The organism is Modestobacter sp. Leaf380 (assembly GCF_001424485.1).
Taxonomy (GTDB): Bacteria; Actinomycetota; Actinomycetes; order Mycobacteriales; family Geodermatophilaceae; genus Klenkia.
In genome coordinates this window covers 768,852-783,477 of the sequence record NZ_LMQC01000001.1, presented here as the reverse complement: position 1 = coordinate 783,477, position 14,626 = coordinate 768,852, and the positions used below count along the sequence as shown (strand labels likewise).

The following is a 14,626-nucleotide window of genomic DNA, read 5'->3' as shown; positions in this document are numbered from 1 at the left end:
GCCGGGTCAGCGCAGCGGTCGGAGCTCGTGCCGGCGGACCGGTCGGCCCCCGCGGGCGACGTCGAGGTGGACGGCGCCGGCCGACAGCAGCTCCTGGACCGCGTCCAGGAGCCCGAGCAGCTCGTCGGCGGCGGTCGAGCGGGGCTCGCCGTCGTCCCCGGCGCCCGCTGCGGCCAGGCCCTCGGCGGCCGACCACAGGTCCGGCCACAGGTGGGCCCAGCGCCAGACCTCGAACACCCGCGGGCGGACCCGGGCCGCCGGCGGGAGACCGAGCAACCCGATCGAGTCCATGAGGTCCTCGGCGCTGTTGCCCAGCCCGGCCAGCAGCGGCTGGACCCGGTGCGCCCGCGCGAAGGCCTCGGCGTTCTCCTCGGCGACCTCGACGACCAGGCCGGGACCGACCAAGGACGCCAGGGCGCCCCCGGGGTCGCGCACCCCGGCAGCGGTGGCCGCCGACGACACGCTCTCCGGTGTGGCCGGGACCCCCTCCGGGTCACCGTGGGCCAGCCGCCAGACGACCACCTGGTCGGGGTCGCTGAGGCGGTGGGACTCCCACCCGATGCGGACGGCGTGGTGGTCCGGTGCCGCGCCGGGGGTCAGGTGCACCGGGCCCATCGAGTGGCCGACGGCGAGCAGGCGGGTCACGAGGCGGCCAGCCGGGTGTCCAGGCAGACGACCCCGGGGGTCGTCAGCTGGTGCAGGCTCTCCACCAGGGCCAGCAGCAGCAGCTCTGGTTCGGTCGACACCGGGTCGGTGCGTCCGACACCACGGGCGCTCCGGGCGGCGGCCTGGCACGCAGCCCACAGGTCGGTGTCCATGTGCGCCCACTCGAAGAGGTCGAAGGCGGCCGCCGTCACCGTCACCAGGGGTTGCCCAGGGGGACCGACGGACCACAGCTGGGGTGCGTCCGGGTCGTTGCCGAGGCCCTCGACGAGCGGGAGCAGGCGGTGCTGCTCCGCGAAGGCCACGGCCGGAGCCGGCTCCACCGCCACCTCGACGAGCAGCCGGTCGGTGAGCAGCGCGTCGAGGAGGGCGGCGGCGTCGGTCAGCCCCTGTGCCTGGGCGGCCTGCTCCACGGCTTCGCGGGTCCACGGGTCCTCGGGGCCGTGCCCGGGGAGGCCGTGGGCCAGCGCCCACAGCGAGAAGGACGTGTCGTCGAGGTCGACGAGCTCGGGGCCGACCCGGACCTGGACGACGTGCTCGGGAGACCCGGCGCGCGGGTAGGAGGCACCCAGCAGGTGGCCCACGGGGAAGAGCAGCGGTGCGCTCACGCCGGCACGCCCGTGTCGGGGGTGGGCCCGAGGAGCAGTGACGTGAGCCCGGAGACGACGTCGGGCCCCAGGGGGTGGACGCGGCCGCCACGGACGGCCAGCGTCCGACCCGTGGACGTCGTGACCACGGTGGTGGGCCACCCGTCGGCGACCAGGGCGATCGGGGCGAGGGCCTCGTCGACCTCCCGGGACGCGGTGAGTGCGGCCTCCGGGTCGAGGTGCTCGTCGGCGGGGTAGACCAGGACGGGCGGGGTCCCCGCCACCTCCAGGTGCAGCCCCCCGAACTCCGAGACCGCCGCCCGGGCGAGCGGGTGGGCAGAGACTGCCGGCACCAACCGGCTCAGGGCCGCCATGTCGTCCTCCCAGTCCTCCAGGAGGCCGGGCTCCAGCGCCCGACCGGGTACCCACCCGGCCGCGCGCAGCGCCGAGAGCACCCGCGGCTCGAACCGGCCGTCGTCGGCCTGCGCGTGGGCAGCCTGCCAGGACTGTGCTCGTGCGGCCTCGGCCTCGCTGGGCACTGGTCCTCCCTCGTCCGGTCGTCGCGGCCGAGCCTAGTGGCGGGCCGTGCGCGCTGCGCGGAGCACGCGGACCTGCGGACGACGGCTGTGGCCGCGCCCGCCGTGTGCCAGGGTCGGGTCATGAGCCGGCCCGGGCAGCTGCCGCCGTTGATGGAGACGCGCAAGGTCCTGGCCGCGGCCCGGCCCCCGGCGGGGGAGGGGCCGCCCACCCGGGAGGTGCTGCGCGGTCTGCGCGAGCTGCGCCCCCCGGTGTCGGTGCTCGTCGGTGTCGCGCTGATGGCGTTGATGCCGCTGGGCCTGCTCGTGCTGTCGCTGTGGCTGCTGGCGGCCACCTGGACCGGGCCGGACGGGGTGTTCCTGTCGCTGGTCAAGACGGTGCTGTTCTCCGGGACGCTGTTCCTGCTCAGCGCGCTGTCCTGGCGTGGGGTGAAGCGGGCGCTGCACTCCGGGGACTACCAGCAGGGCTTCTTCGTCGCCCGGCTGGCCACCGTCGTCTGCGGCGTCATCGGGGCCTTCCTGCTCTGGTACGTCTACGGCGACGGCAACCCGCAGGAGCCCTCCATGCTGGCCCCGTTCGTCGTCCTGGCGGTGGCGTGGCTCCCCGTGCTGCCGCTGCAGGCCCGGGCGGCGCGGGAGTGGCCGAGCCGGGTGCTGCTGCGCGGTGGGCCCGCGGTCCGTGGCGTGCGGGAGCTGGCCATGCTGCTGGAGGCCCGCACGCACACCTGCGGCCGGCCGCTGCCGGTGCAGGGCATGACCCCGGTCGCGGACTCCGGCGCGCAGGGCTGGGCCTGGAACGGGCCCTGCCCGGCCTGCGGGGTGGGCGTGGTGCAGGTTTTCTCCCTGCGGGCCGCCGACGCCGCGGACCCGGCAGACCCGTGGGCGTGGGGGCGGCCGGGATCGGCCCCGGCGCTGGGTGGCGGGGACCTGCTGTACCTGGCCGACCGGTTCGACGTGCTGGCCGGCGGGGACCCCGCGACCTGGTCGGTCGAGCAGCTCGAGAACGCCCGCACCCTGCTGATCGGTTCGGTGCAGGCCACCGGCGAGCTGCTCGCTCTGGTGCCCCAGGGCAAGGCGGCCGTCCCGCTGATGAAGCGCTTCGGCCGCCCCGTGCAGCTGGTCGGGGACCCCGAGCAGTTCACCCGGGTCCGGCTCGAGCAGCGGCTGGGCGAGCGGCGGAGCCGGTTGCAGGCCGTCCAGGCGGAACTCGTGCGCCGTGGCCAGGCACCGGCGGCGCTGCCGTGCTGACCGACGTCCCGGTGGTGCGCGCGGCCGACAGCGAGGTCGACCAGCGTCGCGCCGCCGCCGGGCTGGTCGCCCGCGGGGTCGGCCGCGGGGACCGCGTGGTGGTGTCGGCCTCGGCGTCCCCGGCACTGCTGGCCGCGGTGCTGGGCGCGCTGCGGACCGGCGTCGTCCCGGTGGTGCTGGACCCGGCGCTGCCGGCGGGTGAGCGGGCCGAGCTGGTGGCCGACGCGGACCCCGCGCTGGACCTGGGCGACGACCCCGCCGCCGTGCTGGGTGACGCCGAGACGGCGCTCGCGCCGTTCCCGCTGGCCCGCCCGATGCACTACACGTCCGGGACGACGGGCCGCCGCAAGGGCGTGTGGTCCGGGGTGCTCGGGGACGACGACGCCCGCGCACTGGCCACCGAGGAGATCGACCTGTGGGGCTTCGGCCCGGCCGACCGGCACCTCGTGCTGTCCCCGCTGCACCACTCCGCGCCGCTGCGCTTCGCCGCGCACACCCTGCTGGCCGGTGGTGAGGTGCTGCTGCCCGGGCCCTTCGACGCGGCACGCGCGGCCGCCGTCATCACCCGGGAGCGGCCGACGACGGCGTTCTGCGTGCCCACCCACCTGCAGCGGCTGCTGCGCGAGGACGTCGACTGGTCCTCCTTCCGGCTGCTCGCGCACGCGGGGGCGCCCTGCCCGGAGCCGGTGAAGCGGGCCGTCGTCGCCGCGCTGCCCGAGGGGTCGGTGTGGGAGTTCTACGGCTCCACCGAGGCCCAGTTCGCCGTCTGCTCCACCGCCGACTGGCTGGCCCACCCCGGCAGCGTCGGGCGCGCCCGGCCGGGGCGGACGCTCAGCACCGACGAGCGCGGCCAGCTGTGGTGCGCCGTCCCGCGGTGGGCCCGGTTCGAGTACTGGCGCGCCCCGGACAAGACCGCTGCCGCCTGGGACGGCGACCGGGTCACCGTCGGCGACCTGGGCCGGGTCGACGCGGACGGCGTGGTCTGGCTGGACGGCCGCCGGGAGGACCTGGTCATCTCCGGCGGGGTGAACGTCTACCCGGCCGAGGTGGAGGCCGTCCTGGACGCGCACCCCGCGGTGGTGGAGTCCGCGGTGGTCGGCGTCCCGGACGAGGACTGGGGGCAGCGGGTGGTCGCGGCCTACGTCGGTGCGGTGACGGCGCAGGAGCTGGGTGCCTGGGCGCGGGAGCGGCTGGCGCCGGCCAAGCGGCCCAAGTCGCTGCACCCGGTGGGGGAGCTGCCGCGCACGTCCACGGGCAAGGTCCGCCGGCTGGACCTGCCGGGGGTCCTGGGGCTGTGACCAGGTTCGAGGTCACGGAGTCGCAGCGGCTGACCGGCCGGGGCCCGTGGGTGGTCGGGCAGCTGCGCTCGGGCGAGCTGGCCGCCGGCGTCGTGCTCGGGATCGGGCTGCACCCCGAGGACGCCGGCCGGGTGCGGGCGGGGACGGTGCTCGTGTCGCCGGAGGGGGTCCGGTGACCGGGTACGACGTCGTCGTGGTCGGTGGCGGGTCGGCGGGCTGCGCGCTCGCGGCCCGGCTGGTGGACGCCGGGCGGACCGTCCTGCTGCTGGAGGCCGGGGCGGACCACCGGCAGCCCGAGGACTTCCCGGCGACGGTCCGGGACGCGGCCACGATGGGCGCCGCGGTGCCCGGGCACCCGGCGAACTGGGACCTCACCGGCGAGCTCACCGAGGGCGTCCGCTGGCCGGTCCCCCGGGGCCGCGTGCTGGGGGGCTCCAGTGCGCTGAACGGCACCTACTTCATCCGGGCCACGCGCGCCGACTGCGACGGCTGGGCCGCCCGCGGCAACGACCTGTGGTCCCACGAGGCCCTGCTGCCCAGCTTCGAGCGCAGCGAGAGCGACCCGCTGCACGGGACCACCGGCCCGATGCCGGTCACCCGCACCACCGCCCCGCACCCGGTCAGCGACGCCTTCACCGCGGCCTGCCTCGAGCTGGGCCACCCGTCGGAGCCGGACAAGAACGGCGACGCCGCGCCGGGGGTGGGGCCGGTGCCGGTCAACGTCCGGGACGGCGTCCGGGTGAACACCGCGATGGCCTACCTCTCCCCGCGCCGCGCGCACCCCGGGCTGACGGTGCGCGGGGACAGCCCCGTCGTCCGGGTGCTGGTCGAGCGGGGCCGGGCGGTCGGCGTGCGCACCGCCGACGGCACCGAGCACCGGGCGGCCGAGGTGGTCCTGGCCTGTGGTGCCGTGGGCTCGCCGCACCTGCTGATGCTCTCGGGCATCGGCCCGGCCGACCAGCTGCGCGCCGCCGGGGTGACCCCGCTGCTGGACCTGCCCGGGGTGGGCGCCGACTTCACCGACCACCCCGACCTCTACGTCACGTACCAGCCTGCCCGGGCCACCCCGATGCGCCGCGGGATGCTGCCGTTGACCACCGCGCTGAACACGACCGACCACCTCGAGGTCATGCCGTGGCTCAAGCCGTTCAGCAGGGTGATGCTGTCCCGCTCGGACGGGCACGCGCTGTCCGGGCTCACCGAGGTGCTGCGCCGCCCGGCGGCCACCCTGCGGGCCCTGCGGGGGACGTCGCTGCAGAAGCTGTGGCAGCAGGCCCGGACCCGGGACGACCTGTACCTGGGCGTCGCCCTGCAGGCCGAGGAGAGCCGCGGCCGGCTGTCGCTGACCAGCGCAGACCCGTCCGTGCAGCCGCGGATCGAGTACCGGTACCTCACCGCCGAGGCCGACCGCCGGCAGGTGCGGGCCGTCGTCCGGCTGGCCGCGGACCTGCTGCGGACGAGGGCGATGGCACCGCTGGTGGCCGCGCGCACCGGGCTGCCCGACGACGTGCTGGCCGACGACCGGGCGCTCGACGCGTGGGCCGTGGCGCACCTGGCCACCGCGATCCACCTGGCCGGCAGCGCCCGGATGGGCCCCGACGACGACCCGGGCGCGGTGGTGGACCAGCACCTGCGGGTGCGTGGGGTCGAGGGGCTCCGGGTGGTGGACACCTCGGTGCTGCCCACGGTGCCCACCCGCGGTCCCGCCGCCACCGCGGTGGCGATCGGGGAGCGGGCGGCGGAGCTGATGACCGGGAACTGACCCGCCGGGGACACCCGCCGGACCGGTCCAGCGTCGACGATCGAGCTGCCGGACCGGCCGTCGCCGGCCGACTCAGACGGCGGGGTCGGCGAGGTCCAGGTAGCCGCAGCTGCGGGCGAGCAGGGCGGGCAGGTCGGCGACCACGCCCACCAGCGCACCGGCCACCTCGGCGGTGGTCGGCGTCGGCGCGGCATCGGCGTCGACGTCGGGGTCGGCCTGGTCCCAGGCCCGCAGGACGGCGAGCTCGGCGGCCTCCACCAGGTCCGGTGAGGCGGCGGTGTCCTCCCACCGCCGGATGCTCGACCGGGACAGCTCGAGCACCGGGTACCCGGGCAGGCCGAGCACGCTCGTGCTGCCGTCGCGGCCGATGCCGAGCCCGGTCAGCAGCGGACGGGCCCGCAGCCGACCGGCCGCGGCGAGGAGGTCGGGTCCGCCCACGGGCAGCTCGACCAGCAGCGAGCGCTCCGTCAGCCGGGCCACCACGGCGGCAGGGGAGGGCACGCCGAGGCCGGCGGCCCGCTCCACCAGCAGGTCCCGGCCGTGGTCGGTGTCCTCGACCGCACCGTGCGCGAGGTCCCAGACCCGGGTCTGGTCGGCGTCCAGACCCAGGCGCCGCCAGCCCAGCCGCACCGACCCGGCCACCGGGCGCGGCAGGGTCTCGGCGCCCAGGCGGTAGCCGACCGGCAGCAGCCACGGACCGCCGCTCACGGTGCACCCCCCGCCGTCGGGGACGGGTCGAGGTGGGCGGCCCGGGTCGACAGCAGCGCCGGCAGGGAGGCCACCAGGTCGGCCAGCAGCAGGTCGGGATCGGTGAGCCGCGGCTCGTCGGCGCCGACGTCCCGGTACCCGGCGGCGTGCCAGTCGACGTCGGCCCAGACGTCGGCGAAGAGCGGACCCCACGCGCACACGTCGCGCAGCACCCGGGAGACCTGCACCAGGGGCAGAGCCGGCACGCCGGGCAGGCCGAGGTGGTGCAGGCCGGGCGCCCCCGGCACCTCGCCGAGGCCGGGCACCAGCGGGTGCAGGGTGTGCGAACGCGCCCACGCCCGGCGGCCGTCGACGTCGTCCACCAGGTCCACGACGAGCCCTCCGGTGTCCAGCTCGGTCCAGCCGGCCGCGACGTCGGCGGGGTCCAGTCCCCACGCCACGGCCCGGGTCGCGGCGTGGTCGCGGTCCCAGGGTCCCGGGGCGTCGAAGGGGCCGTGGCAGGCCGACCAGAGGTGCAGGGCGGCCCCCGACAGGCCGACCGGGTTTCCCAGGACCTGCACGTAGCCGTGAGCCGACCGCGGGTCGGGGTGGCCGGGGGTGGCGAGGTCGAGGACGGTCAGCAGCCGGCCGAGTGGGAGGAGCAGCGTCACGGCCGCGACCCGTCGACGGTCACCGACGCGACGGTCGGTCCCGGGGACCGGCTCCGGTGCGCCTGTCTCAGCGGGTGGCGCGGATGGAGGTGCTGGTGTTCGACAGCGGCGACCACGCGTCCGGGTGCTTCTGGCCCTGGTCGACGACCCAGCCCGGGGTGCGCGAGCTCGTGGTGGTGCCGCGCTTGTCCGAGGGGCGGGCGCTGAGGGTCACGATGAGGACCAGCAGCAGCACCAGCGCGACGAGCACACCACCGATGACCAGGAGCGTCGAGAGCATGTCCTGACCGTACGTGCGCGGACCGTTCCGTCGCGCCAGCAGAAGTCACCGAACGGCACCGCCCGATCACTGGCGAGTGTGACAGTCCTGGCCCCACCCGCCCCACCCGCCCCACCCGCCCCACTCGTCCCACGTGTCGGCCCGCGTGTCGGCCTGCCCTCACGGGATCTCGTCCAGCAGGTCGGCCAGCACCCGCGGCAGCACGTCGTCGGGGACGGCGTCGGGGTCGGGCAGGGCCTCCAGGGCCAGGCCGCTCGTCAGCGCGAGGAGCACCAGGGTCAGGCTGCCGGCGTCCCAGCCGGTGCGCACCGGGTGGTCGGCGAGGAACCGCTCGACCACCTCCGTGACCCGGGTACGCAGCTCGCGGCGGGAGGCCACGAACGCCGTCCGGACGTCGGGGTCGCGGACCGCACGCTGCCAGAACTCCAGGTAGAGCAGCTGCCACGAGGTGTTCCGGCGGGACAGCTCGGCCCCGACGACGGCCAGGGCGCCGGGCAGGTCGGTGGTGCCGTCCAGGGCCTGCTCGACGGCAGCGACCCTCGCGGCGCCCTCGGCGTCCATCAGGGCCAGGAAGAGCTCGTCCTTGCTGCCGAAGTTCGAGTAGACGGCGCCCTTGGTGAACCCGGCCGCGGCGGCGACCTGGTCGGTGCTCGCCCCGGCGAAGCCGCGATCGGCGAAGACGACGCGTGCGGCCGCGAGCACCCGGGCGCGGACCTCGTCACGGCGTGGGCGGGTGCGCACCGTCACGTCGATCGGGCTTGCCTGTTCCACGCCCCGGAGCATACTCGTGCGTATCGGATACGCATCGGTATCGAGGAGAGACGATGAGCCAGCACGGTCTGCACGAGGCGCCCCGCCGGGAGCTGCTGCCGGGGGTGACCCGGCGCGCAGCGGTCCTCGTCGTCGGCGTCCTGCTGCTGCAGCTGGGCTTCGTGCTCAGCTACGTCGGCGCGTTCCACTCGCCCACCCCCCGGGACGTCCCGCTGGCCGTCGTCGCGCCCGCGGGCGCCCCGGCCGGCACCGCGGACTCCCTGGTCACCCAGCTCGACGGCCTGGACGGCAGTCCGCTGGACGCCACCGCCTACGACAGCGAGGACGCCGCCCGCCAGGCCATCGCCGACCGGGAGGTCGACGGCGCGTTCCTGCCCGGCACCGGCACCGCGGACGTGCTGCTGGTCTCCGGCGCCGAGGGCGGTGCGGTGAGCGCGGCGCTGGAGCAGGTGCTGACCGCGGTAGACGCGGCGCAGTCGCGCACGCTGACCACCACCGACGTCCTGCCCGCGGGGGACGGCGACGCCCGGGGCCTGTCCGCCTTCTACCTGGCCGTGGGCTGGGTGGTGGGCGGCTACCTGGTCGCCTCGATCATCGGCATCAGCGCCGGCTCCCGGCCGCTCACCCGGGGCCGGGGTGCGACCCGGCTGGGCGCGCTGGCCGTCTACGCGCTGGTCAGCGGACTGGGCGGTGCGCTGATCGCCGGCCCGGTCCTGGGCGCACTGGAGGGCGGCCACACCCTGGCGCTCACCCTCCTCGGGGCCCTGCTGGTCTTCGCCGTCGGCGCCTTCACCATGGCGCTGCAGGTGTGGACCGGGCTGGTCGGCATCGGCCTGGCGATCGTGCTGTTCGTCATCCTGGGCAACCCCAGCGCCGGCGGTGCCTACCCGGCCCCGTTGCTGCCGCCGTTCTGGTCCGCGATCGGTCCGTGGCTGCCGCCGGGCGCCGGCACCGACGCGGTGCGCGGGATCGTCTACTTCGGCGTCAGCGGGGTGGCCCAGGCGTGCTGGGTGCTGGCCGCCTACGCGGTGGTCGGCGTCGTCGCCACGCTGGTCGGCTCCGGCCGGGCTACGGCGACCGAGCCCGAGTCTGAGCGGGTCGACGTCCGGGCGTGAGCCTCAGGGGGCGACCGGCAGCCCGGTGTACATCTCGGCCAGCTCGCGGGCGGCCGCCTCCGAGCTGCAGACCCGCTGCAGCTGCGAGAGCTGCAGCTGGGCGTCGAACTCGTCGCCGTGGGTGTGCAGCATCGAGGTCATCCACCAGGAGAAGTGCGTGCACCGCCAGACCCGGGCCAGCGCCTTGTCCGAGTAGGCGTCGACCAGGTCGGTCTCATTCTCCGCCAGCAGCCGGACCAGCGCCGCGGCCAGCAGGGTCACGTCGGCGACGGCGAGGTTGAGCCCCTTGGCGCCGGTCGGCGGCACGATGTGCGCGGCGTCCCCGGCCAGGAACAGCCGGCCGTGCCGCATCGGGGAGGACACGAACGAGCGCATCGGCAGGATCGACTTCTCGGTCACCGGCCCGGTCTGCAGCTCCCAGCCCGGCAGCGCCATCCGGGTGGCCAGCGCCTCCCAGACCCGGTCGTCGGACCAGTCCTCGATCTTCTCGGTCGGGTCGACCTGGATGTACAGCCGCGACACCGACGGCGAGCGCATCGAGTGCATGGCGAAGCCGTCGGGGTGCCAGGCGTAGACCAGGTCGTCGGTGCTCGGGGCGACGTCGGCCAGGATGCCCAGCCAGGCGAAGGGGTAGGTGCGCTCCCACAGCTGCCCGTCGGTGGCCGCGGTGACGATCGGCCGGGAGACGCCGTGGAACCCGTCGGTGCCTGCGATCACGTCGCACTCCAGCACCTGGGCCACGCCGTCGGCGTCGGTGAAGGCGATGGAGGGGGAGTCGGTGTCCACGTCGCGGGGCTGCACGTCGGAGACCTCGAAGAGCAGCGGGGGACCGTCGTCCAGCTGGGCGGCGATGAGGTCCTTGACCACCTCGGACTGGCCGTAGATCCACACGTTGCGCCCGCACAGCTCGGGGAAGTCCAGCTTGTGCCGGGTGCCCGGGTACTGCAGGTAGATGCCGTCGTGCTCCAGGCCCTCGCGGTCCAGCCGGGCGCCCATGCCGACGTCCCGGAGGGTGTCGACGGTGTGCTGCTCGAGGATGCCGGCCCGGATCCGCGCCTCCACGTAGTCCCGCGACCGGTTCTCCAGCACGACCGACTCGATGCCCTGCACCGCGAGCATCCGCGACAGCAACAGCCCGGCCGGACCGGCCCCGATGATCCCCACCTGAGTACGCACGGCAGGAGTGTGACCACGGTGACGTCCACCCGGCGAGACCGCCCTGCCACTGGCCGGAAGCGCCCTCGCCCTGCCGGGGCCCCGGCCGTGATCACGGGGTCGTTGCCGCTGGACACGCCGTCACCGGGGTGTCCAGCGGCGAGAAGCCCATGATCATCGCGGCTGGGGGTCTCCGGCTGGGGGGCTCAGGTGGGGGGGGGGTCAGCGGAACTCGTCTGTGCGGGCCAGTTCGCGGCCGATGCCGCGGGCGGCGACCTCCAGGACCGGCACCAGTCGGGGGAGGTCGCGCTCGGCCCGGTGCGTGGGGACGACGATGCCCAGCGCCGCGGCGACCACCGCCCGGCCCCCGGCCCCCCGCACCACCGTCACCGGGACGGCGACCGAGGCCGCGCCCAGGCTCATCTCCTCCGACGTCCGGGCGGCGCCGGTCCGGCGGACCTCGGCCAGCTCGCGGGCCAGGCGGGCCGGCTCGACGACGGTGTGCCGGGTCTCCCGGGTCAGGGAGCGCAGCACCTGCTCGACGACGTCGTCGGGGGCGGCGGCGAGCAGCACCTTGCCGACGCCGACGGCGTGCAGCGGCAGCCGGCTGCCGACCTGGCTGACCACCGGCACGGACTCCCGGCCCGACACCCGGTCCACGTAGAGCGCGGTCGCGCCGTCCCGGACGGCGAGGTGGACGGTGTCCCGGGTCGCGGTGTGCACGTCGAGCAGGAAGGGGCTGGCCACCTGGCGCAGCTCGGCCTGCACCGGGGCCAGCAGCCCGAGGTCCCACAGCTTGCGGCCGATCTCGTAGCGCCCGTCCGGGCGCCGGGACAGTGCTCCCCAGGCGGTCAGCTCGCCGATCAGCCGGTGGGCCGTGGTCAGCGGGGTGTCGCTGCGCCCGGCGATCTCGGACAGCGTCAGCCGGGCGTGGTCGACGTCGAAGGCGTCCAGGACGCGCAGGGCACGGGAGGTCACCGACCGCCCCGCCCCGGTGCTGCCGCCGGCCATCGGTGGTCCTTCCGCTGAGTGGGAGCACGAGAGTGCCAGAGACCGGCGTCACGTCGTACGTTCCCCGCCATGACCGCCACCCCGACGAGCAGTGGCCTGGTGCTGCCGCGCTACCTGCGGGAGGACCCCGGCCAGCGCACGCCGGTCGCGTCCCCCGGCTACCGGTCCACCGGCACCCGGGCACCGCTGCGCACCCCGGTCGACCTGCCGCACCGGCTCACCGAGGTCACCGGCCCGGTGCTCGGGGAGGACCGGGTGGCCCCCGGCGACGGCGACCTGACGCTGCGCTCCGGCGGGGAGGCCCAGGGCCAGCGGATCGTCGTCTTCGGCCGGGTGCTGGACAGCGGCGGACGCCCGGTGCCCGGGGCGCTGCTGGAGATCTGGCAGGCCAACGCCGCCGGCCGCTACCGGCACGTGGTGGACAACTGGCCGGCCCCGCTGGACCCGCACTTCGACGGGCTGGGCCGGGTGGTCACCGACGCGCTGGGTCGCTTTGAGTTCACCACCGTCAAGCCCGGCGCGTACCCGTGGGGCAACCACCACAACGCCTGGCGGCCGGCGCACATCCACTTCTCGCTGTTCGGGACGGCGTTCACCCAGCGCCTGGTCACCCAGATGTACTTCCCGGGCGACCCCCTCTTCGGTCAGGACCCCATCTTCAACGCCATCCCCCCGGCCGCCCGGGACCGCGCCGTCGCCACCTTCGACCTGGGTCGCACCCAGCCGGACTGGGCGCTGGCATACCGCTGGGACATCGTGCTGCGGGGCGTCGAGCAGACGCCCTTCGAGAGCCACGACGACGGTGCTGACGACGGTGACGTCGCGTGACCGACCACGACTCCCCGCTGGTCCGGGACGCCGACGAGACCAACGACCGGCGCCCCGGCACCCCGCGCCGCGGCACCGGCTTCCTCGACGAGCCGGTCACCCTGCCCACGACGCCGAGCGCGACCGTCGGCCCCTACCTGGCCATCGGGCTGACCTGGCCGGACGGCCCGTTCGCCGTCGCCGAGGGCACGCCGGGGGCGGTGTGGCTGCGCGGCCGGGTGCTCGACGGCAACGGCGACGTCGTCCCCGACGCGATGGTGGAGACCTGGCAGGCCGACCCCGACGGCCGCTTCGCGCACCCCGACGACCCGCGCGGCGGGGTGACCACTCCGGGCTTCCGCGGCTTCGGCCGCTCCTCCACCGGGGACGGCGAGTACGCCGTCTGCACCCTCAAGCCGGGCCCGGTGCCCGACGGCGAGGGCGGCTGGCAGGCCCCGCACGTCGACGTCTCGGTGTTCGCCCGCGGCCTGCTGGACCGGGTCGTCACCCGGCTGTACTTCGCCGACGAGGTCGAGGCCAACGCCGCCGACCCGGTGCTCTCCGCGCTGTCCGAGGCCGACCGGGCCACCCTGGTCGCGCAGCCCACCGAGGACGGCTGGTGGCTGGACGTCCGGCTGCAGGGGGACGCCGAGACCGTCTTCTTCGCGGTGTGACGACGTCGGCCAGGATGGGCCCGTGACGGGGCTCTGGGACGGGACGTTCGCGCGCGGGGGAGCGGCCGCGGCGGTGTCGGACGACGCCTGGCTGCAGGCCCTGCTCGACGTCGAGGCCGCGCTCGCCCGGGCGGCCGCGCGCTGCGGGCTGGTCGCCGAGACCTCGGCCGCCGAGGTCACCCGGGTCGCGGGTCAGCCCGGCGCGCTGGACCTGGCTCGGGTGGTCGCGCAGGCCGCCGACGCCGGGAACCCGGTGCCCCCGCTGGTCCGGGTGCTCACCGACGCGGTCGGCCCGCACGCCGGCGGGGCCGTGCACGTGGGCGCCACCAGCCAGGACGTGCTGGACACCGCCATGCTGCTGCTGGCCCGCCGCGCCCTGGCCGCCATCGACGCCGACCTGGCCGCCGCCGCGGACGCCGCGGCCCGGCTCGCCGCCGCCCACCGGGACGACGTCACGATCGGCCGCACGCTGATGCAGCAGGCGCTGCCGACCACCGCCGGGCTCAAGGCCGCCGTCTGGCTGGCCGGTCTGGACGGCGCCCGCGCGCGCCTGGCCGCCGTCGACGCTTCCCTGCCCGTGCAGTACGGCGGGGCCGTCGGCACGCTGGCCGCCAGCGGCGGGTCCGGGGTGGACCTGCGGGCCGCGCTGGCCGACGAGCTGGGGCTGCAGACCACCGCGGTGCCGTGGGCGACCACCCGGCTGCCGGTCGCCGACCTCGCGGGCGCGCTCGGCGCCGCGGCCGGGATCGTGGCCACCGTCGCGGTCGACGTGGTCCTGCTGGCCCAGACCGAGGTCGCCGAGGCGCGGGAGACGGGGGAGGGCCTCGGCGGTCAGGTGCGCGGTGGCTCCAGCGCCATGCCGCACAAGCGCAACCCGGTCGCCGCGATCTCGGCCCGGGCCTGCGCCCGCCGGGCCCCCGGGCTGGTCGGCACCCTCTTCGGCGCCATGGAGCAGGAGTACGAGCGCTCCGCCGGTGCCTGGCACAGCGAGTGGCCCACCCTCTCCGCGCTGCTGTCCACCGTGGGCTCGGCGGCCGCCTGGCTGGCCGACTGCCTGGGCGGGCTCACCCTGGACACCGCCCGGATGGCCGCCGTCGTGGACGCCGCGTCCGGGGCGTCGCTGGCCGGGGCGCTGGCCGACGCGCTCACCGGCAGCCTGGGCCGCGGGCCGGCCCACGACGCGGCCGCCGACGCCGTCCGGCAGGCCACCCGCGAGGGCCGCACCCTGGCCGACGTCGTAGCCGGACGGACCGACGTCGACGTCGCCGCCCTGCTGGCCGCCGCCACCCCCGACGTCGGGGAGGCTGCCGCCCAGGTGGACGCCGCCCTCGCCGCGCACACCATCGCCCAGAGCTGAGGAG

Annotated in this window: 17 protein-coding genes; 8 read left to right on the top strand and 9 right to left on the bottom strand. The window is 76.3% G+C overall.

The annotated features are described in order from the left end of the window. Nucleotides 1-6 precede the first annotated feature (6 nt). The 3 genes from ASG41_RS03820 to ASG41_RS03810 are packed head-to-tail and all read right to left on the bottom strand — an operon-like array spanning nt 7 to nt 1,789. Nucleotides 7-645: a hypothetical protein gene (locus ASG41_RS03820; RefSeq protein ID WP_056289778.1), complete on the bottom strand. Its 639-nt coding sequence runs from the start codon at nt 643-645 to the stop codon at nt 7-9. Continuing rightward, nucleotides 642-1,271 (bottom strand): hypothetical protein, encoded by a 630-nt coding sequence (locus tag ASG41_RS03815; RefSeq protein WP_056289775.1) that lies wholly within the window; start codon nt 1,269-1,271, stop codon nt 642-644. Before ASG41_RS03815 ends, ASG41_RS03820 begins: the two co-directional genes overlap by 4 nt. Next, a complete protein-coding gene (locus ASG41_RS03810; protein ID WP_056289771.1) occupies nt 1,268-1,789 on the bottom strand; it encodes an SUKH-3 domain-containing protein in 522 nt (173 codons plus the stop codon). The genes ASG41_RS03815 and ASG41_RS03810 overlap by 4 nt, the downstream gene beginning before the upstream one ends. A 120-nt stretch (nt 1,790-1,909) precedes the next feature. Between ASG41_RS03810 and ASG41_RS03805 the strand changes: the two genes are divergently transcribed. The 4 genes from ASG41_RS03805 to ASG41_RS03790 are packed head-to-tail and all read left to right on the top strand — an operon-like array spanning nt 1,910 to nt 6,094. Then, a complete protein-coding gene (locus tag ASG41_RS03805; protein ID WP_157518933.1) occupies nt 1,910-3,034 on the top strand; it encodes a hypothetical protein in 1,125 nt (374 codons plus the stop codon). Beyond that, nucleotides 3,028-4,332 (top strand): class I adenylate-forming enzyme family protein, encoded by a 1,305-nt coding sequence (locus ASG41_RS03800; RefSeq protein WP_235564440.1) that lies wholly within the window; start codon nt 3,028-3,030, stop codon nt 4,330-4,332. Before ASG41_RS03805 ends, ASG41_RS03800 begins: the two co-directional genes overlap by 7 nt. After that, on the top strand, nt 4,329-4,508 hold the full coding sequence (locus tag ASG41_RS03795) for a hypothetical protein (RefSeq protein WP_056289766.1): 180 nt from the start codon (nt 4,329-4,331) through the stop codon (nt 4,506-4,508). Before ASG41_RS03800 ends, ASG41_RS03795 begins: the two co-directional genes overlap by 4 nt. Next, nucleotides 4,505-6,094 (top strand): GMC family oxidoreductase, encoded by a 1,590-nt coding sequence (locus tag ASG41_RS03790; protein WP_056289763.1) that lies wholly within the window; start codon nt 4,505-4,507, stop codon nt 6,092-6,094. Before ASG41_RS03795 ends, ASG41_RS03790 begins: the two co-directional genes overlap by 4 nt. Nucleotides 6,095-6,166: 72 nt before the next feature. On the opposite strand, the gene ASG41_RS03785 is transcribed toward ASG41_RS03790, so the two are convergent. From ASG41_RS03785 to ASG41_RS03770, 4 genes are all read right to left on the bottom strand, one after another. After that, nucleotides 6,167-6,802 (bottom strand): hypothetical protein, encoded by a 636-nt coding sequence (locus ASG41_RS03785; protein ID WP_056289759.1) that lies wholly within the window; start codon nt 6,800-6,802, stop codon nt 6,167-6,169. Further along, nucleotides 6,799-7,452 (bottom strand): hypothetical protein, encoded by a 654-nt coding sequence (locus ASG41_RS03780; RefSeq protein WP_056289756.1) that lies wholly within the window; start codon nt 7,450-7,452, stop codon nt 6,799-6,801. The genes ASG41_RS03785 and ASG41_RS03780 overlap by 4 nt, the downstream gene beginning before the upstream one ends. A gap of 67 nt (nt 7,453-7,519) precedes the next feature. Further along, the gene (locus ASG41_RS03775; protein WP_056289752.1) at nt 7,520-7,732 is read right to left on the bottom strand and encodes a hypothetical protein; all 213 of its coding nucleotides are present in this window, start codon (nt 7,730-7,732) and stop codon (nt 7,520-7,522) included. A 159-nt stretch (nt 7,733-7,891) separates the two neighbouring features. Then, nucleotides 7,892-8,503, bottom strand: coding sequence for a TetR/AcrR family transcriptional regulator (locus ASG41_RS03770; protein WP_200938688.1), 612 nt, complete (start codon nt 8,501-8,503; stop codon nt 7,892-7,894). Nucleotides 8,504-8,556: 53 nt separating this feature from the next. Here ASG41_RS03770 and ASG41_RS03765 point away from each other — a divergent pair, with 53 nt between their 5' ends. Beyond that, nucleotides 8,557-9,618 (top strand): ABC transporter permease, encoded by a 1,062-nt coding sequence (locus tag ASG41_RS03765; RefSeq protein ID WP_056289746.1) that lies wholly within the window; start codon nt 8,557-8,559, stop codon nt 9,616-9,618. Nucleotides 9,619-9,621: 3 nt separating this feature from the next. Here ASG41_RS03765 and ASG41_RS03760 read toward each other — a convergent pair whose 3' ends face one another. Both ASG41_RS03760 and ASG41_RS03755 read right to left on the bottom strand, forming a co-directional pair. Next, entirely contained in the window at nt 9,622-10,794 is a 1,173-nt protein-coding gene (locus ASG41_RS03760) for a 4-hydroxybenzoate 3-monooxygenase (protein ID WP_056289742.1), read from the bottom strand. A gap of 201 nt (nt 10,795-10,995) precedes the next feature. Next, nucleotides 10,996-11,784, bottom strand: coding sequence for an IclR family transcriptional regulator (locus tag ASG41_RS03755; protein ID WP_056289738.1), 789 nt, complete (start codon nt 11,782-11,784; stop codon nt 10,996-10,998). A gap of 69 nt (nt 11,785-11,853) precedes the next feature. On the opposite strand from ASG41_RS03755, the gene pcaH reads away from it, so the two are divergent. From pcaH to ASG41_RS03740, 3 genes are read left to right on the top strand one after another with little or no spacing between them, the layout of a single operon-like run. After that, nucleotides 11,854-12,612 (top strand): protocatechuate 3,4-dioxygenase subunit beta, encoded by a 759-nt coding sequence (gene pcaH / locus ASG41_RS03750; RefSeq protein ID WP_056289735.1) that lies wholly within the window; start codon nt 11,854-11,856, stop codon nt 12,610-12,612. Continuing rightward, the gene (pcaG, locus tag ASG41_RS03745) at nt 12,609-13,265 is read left to right on the top strand and encodes a protocatechuate 3,4-dioxygenase subunit alpha (RefSeq protein WP_200938687.1); all 657 of its coding nucleotides are present in this window, start codon (nt 12,609-12,611) and stop codon (nt 13,263-13,265) included. Before pcaH ends, pcaG begins: the two co-directional genes overlap by 4 nt. 22 nt (nt 13,266-13,287) lie before the next feature. Next, complete coding sequence (locus ASG41_RS03740; RefSeq protein WP_056289731.1) at nt 13,288-14,622, top strand: lyase family protein; 1,335 nt, start codon at nt 13,288-13,290, stop codon at nt 14,620-14,622. Nucleotides 14,623-14,626 lie beyond the last annotated feature (4 nt).

Bases quoted from the DNA above. Each gene is read 5' to 3' on its own strand.
- ASG41_RS03755 (WP_056289738.1), bottom strand. From the start codon at position 11,784: ATGGCCGGCGGCAGCACCGGGGCGGGGCGGTCGGTGACCTCCCGTGCC.
- pcaH (WP_056289735.1), top strand. From the start codon at position 11,854: ATGACCGCCACCCCGACGAGCAGTGGCCTGGTGCTGCCGCGCTACCTG.
- ASG41_RS03805 (WP_157518933.1), top strand. From the start codon at position 1,910: ATGAGCCGGCCCGGGCAGCTGCCGCCGTTGATGGAGACGCGCAAGGTC.
- ASG41_RS03775 (WP_056289752.1), bottom strand. From the start codon at position 7,732: ATGCTCTCGACGCTCCTGGTCATCGGTGGTGTGCTCGTCGCGCTGGTG.
- ASG41_RS03765 (WP_056289746.1), top strand. From the start codon at position 8,557: ATGAGCCAGCACGGTCTGCACGAGGCGCCCCGCCGGGAGCTGCTGCCG.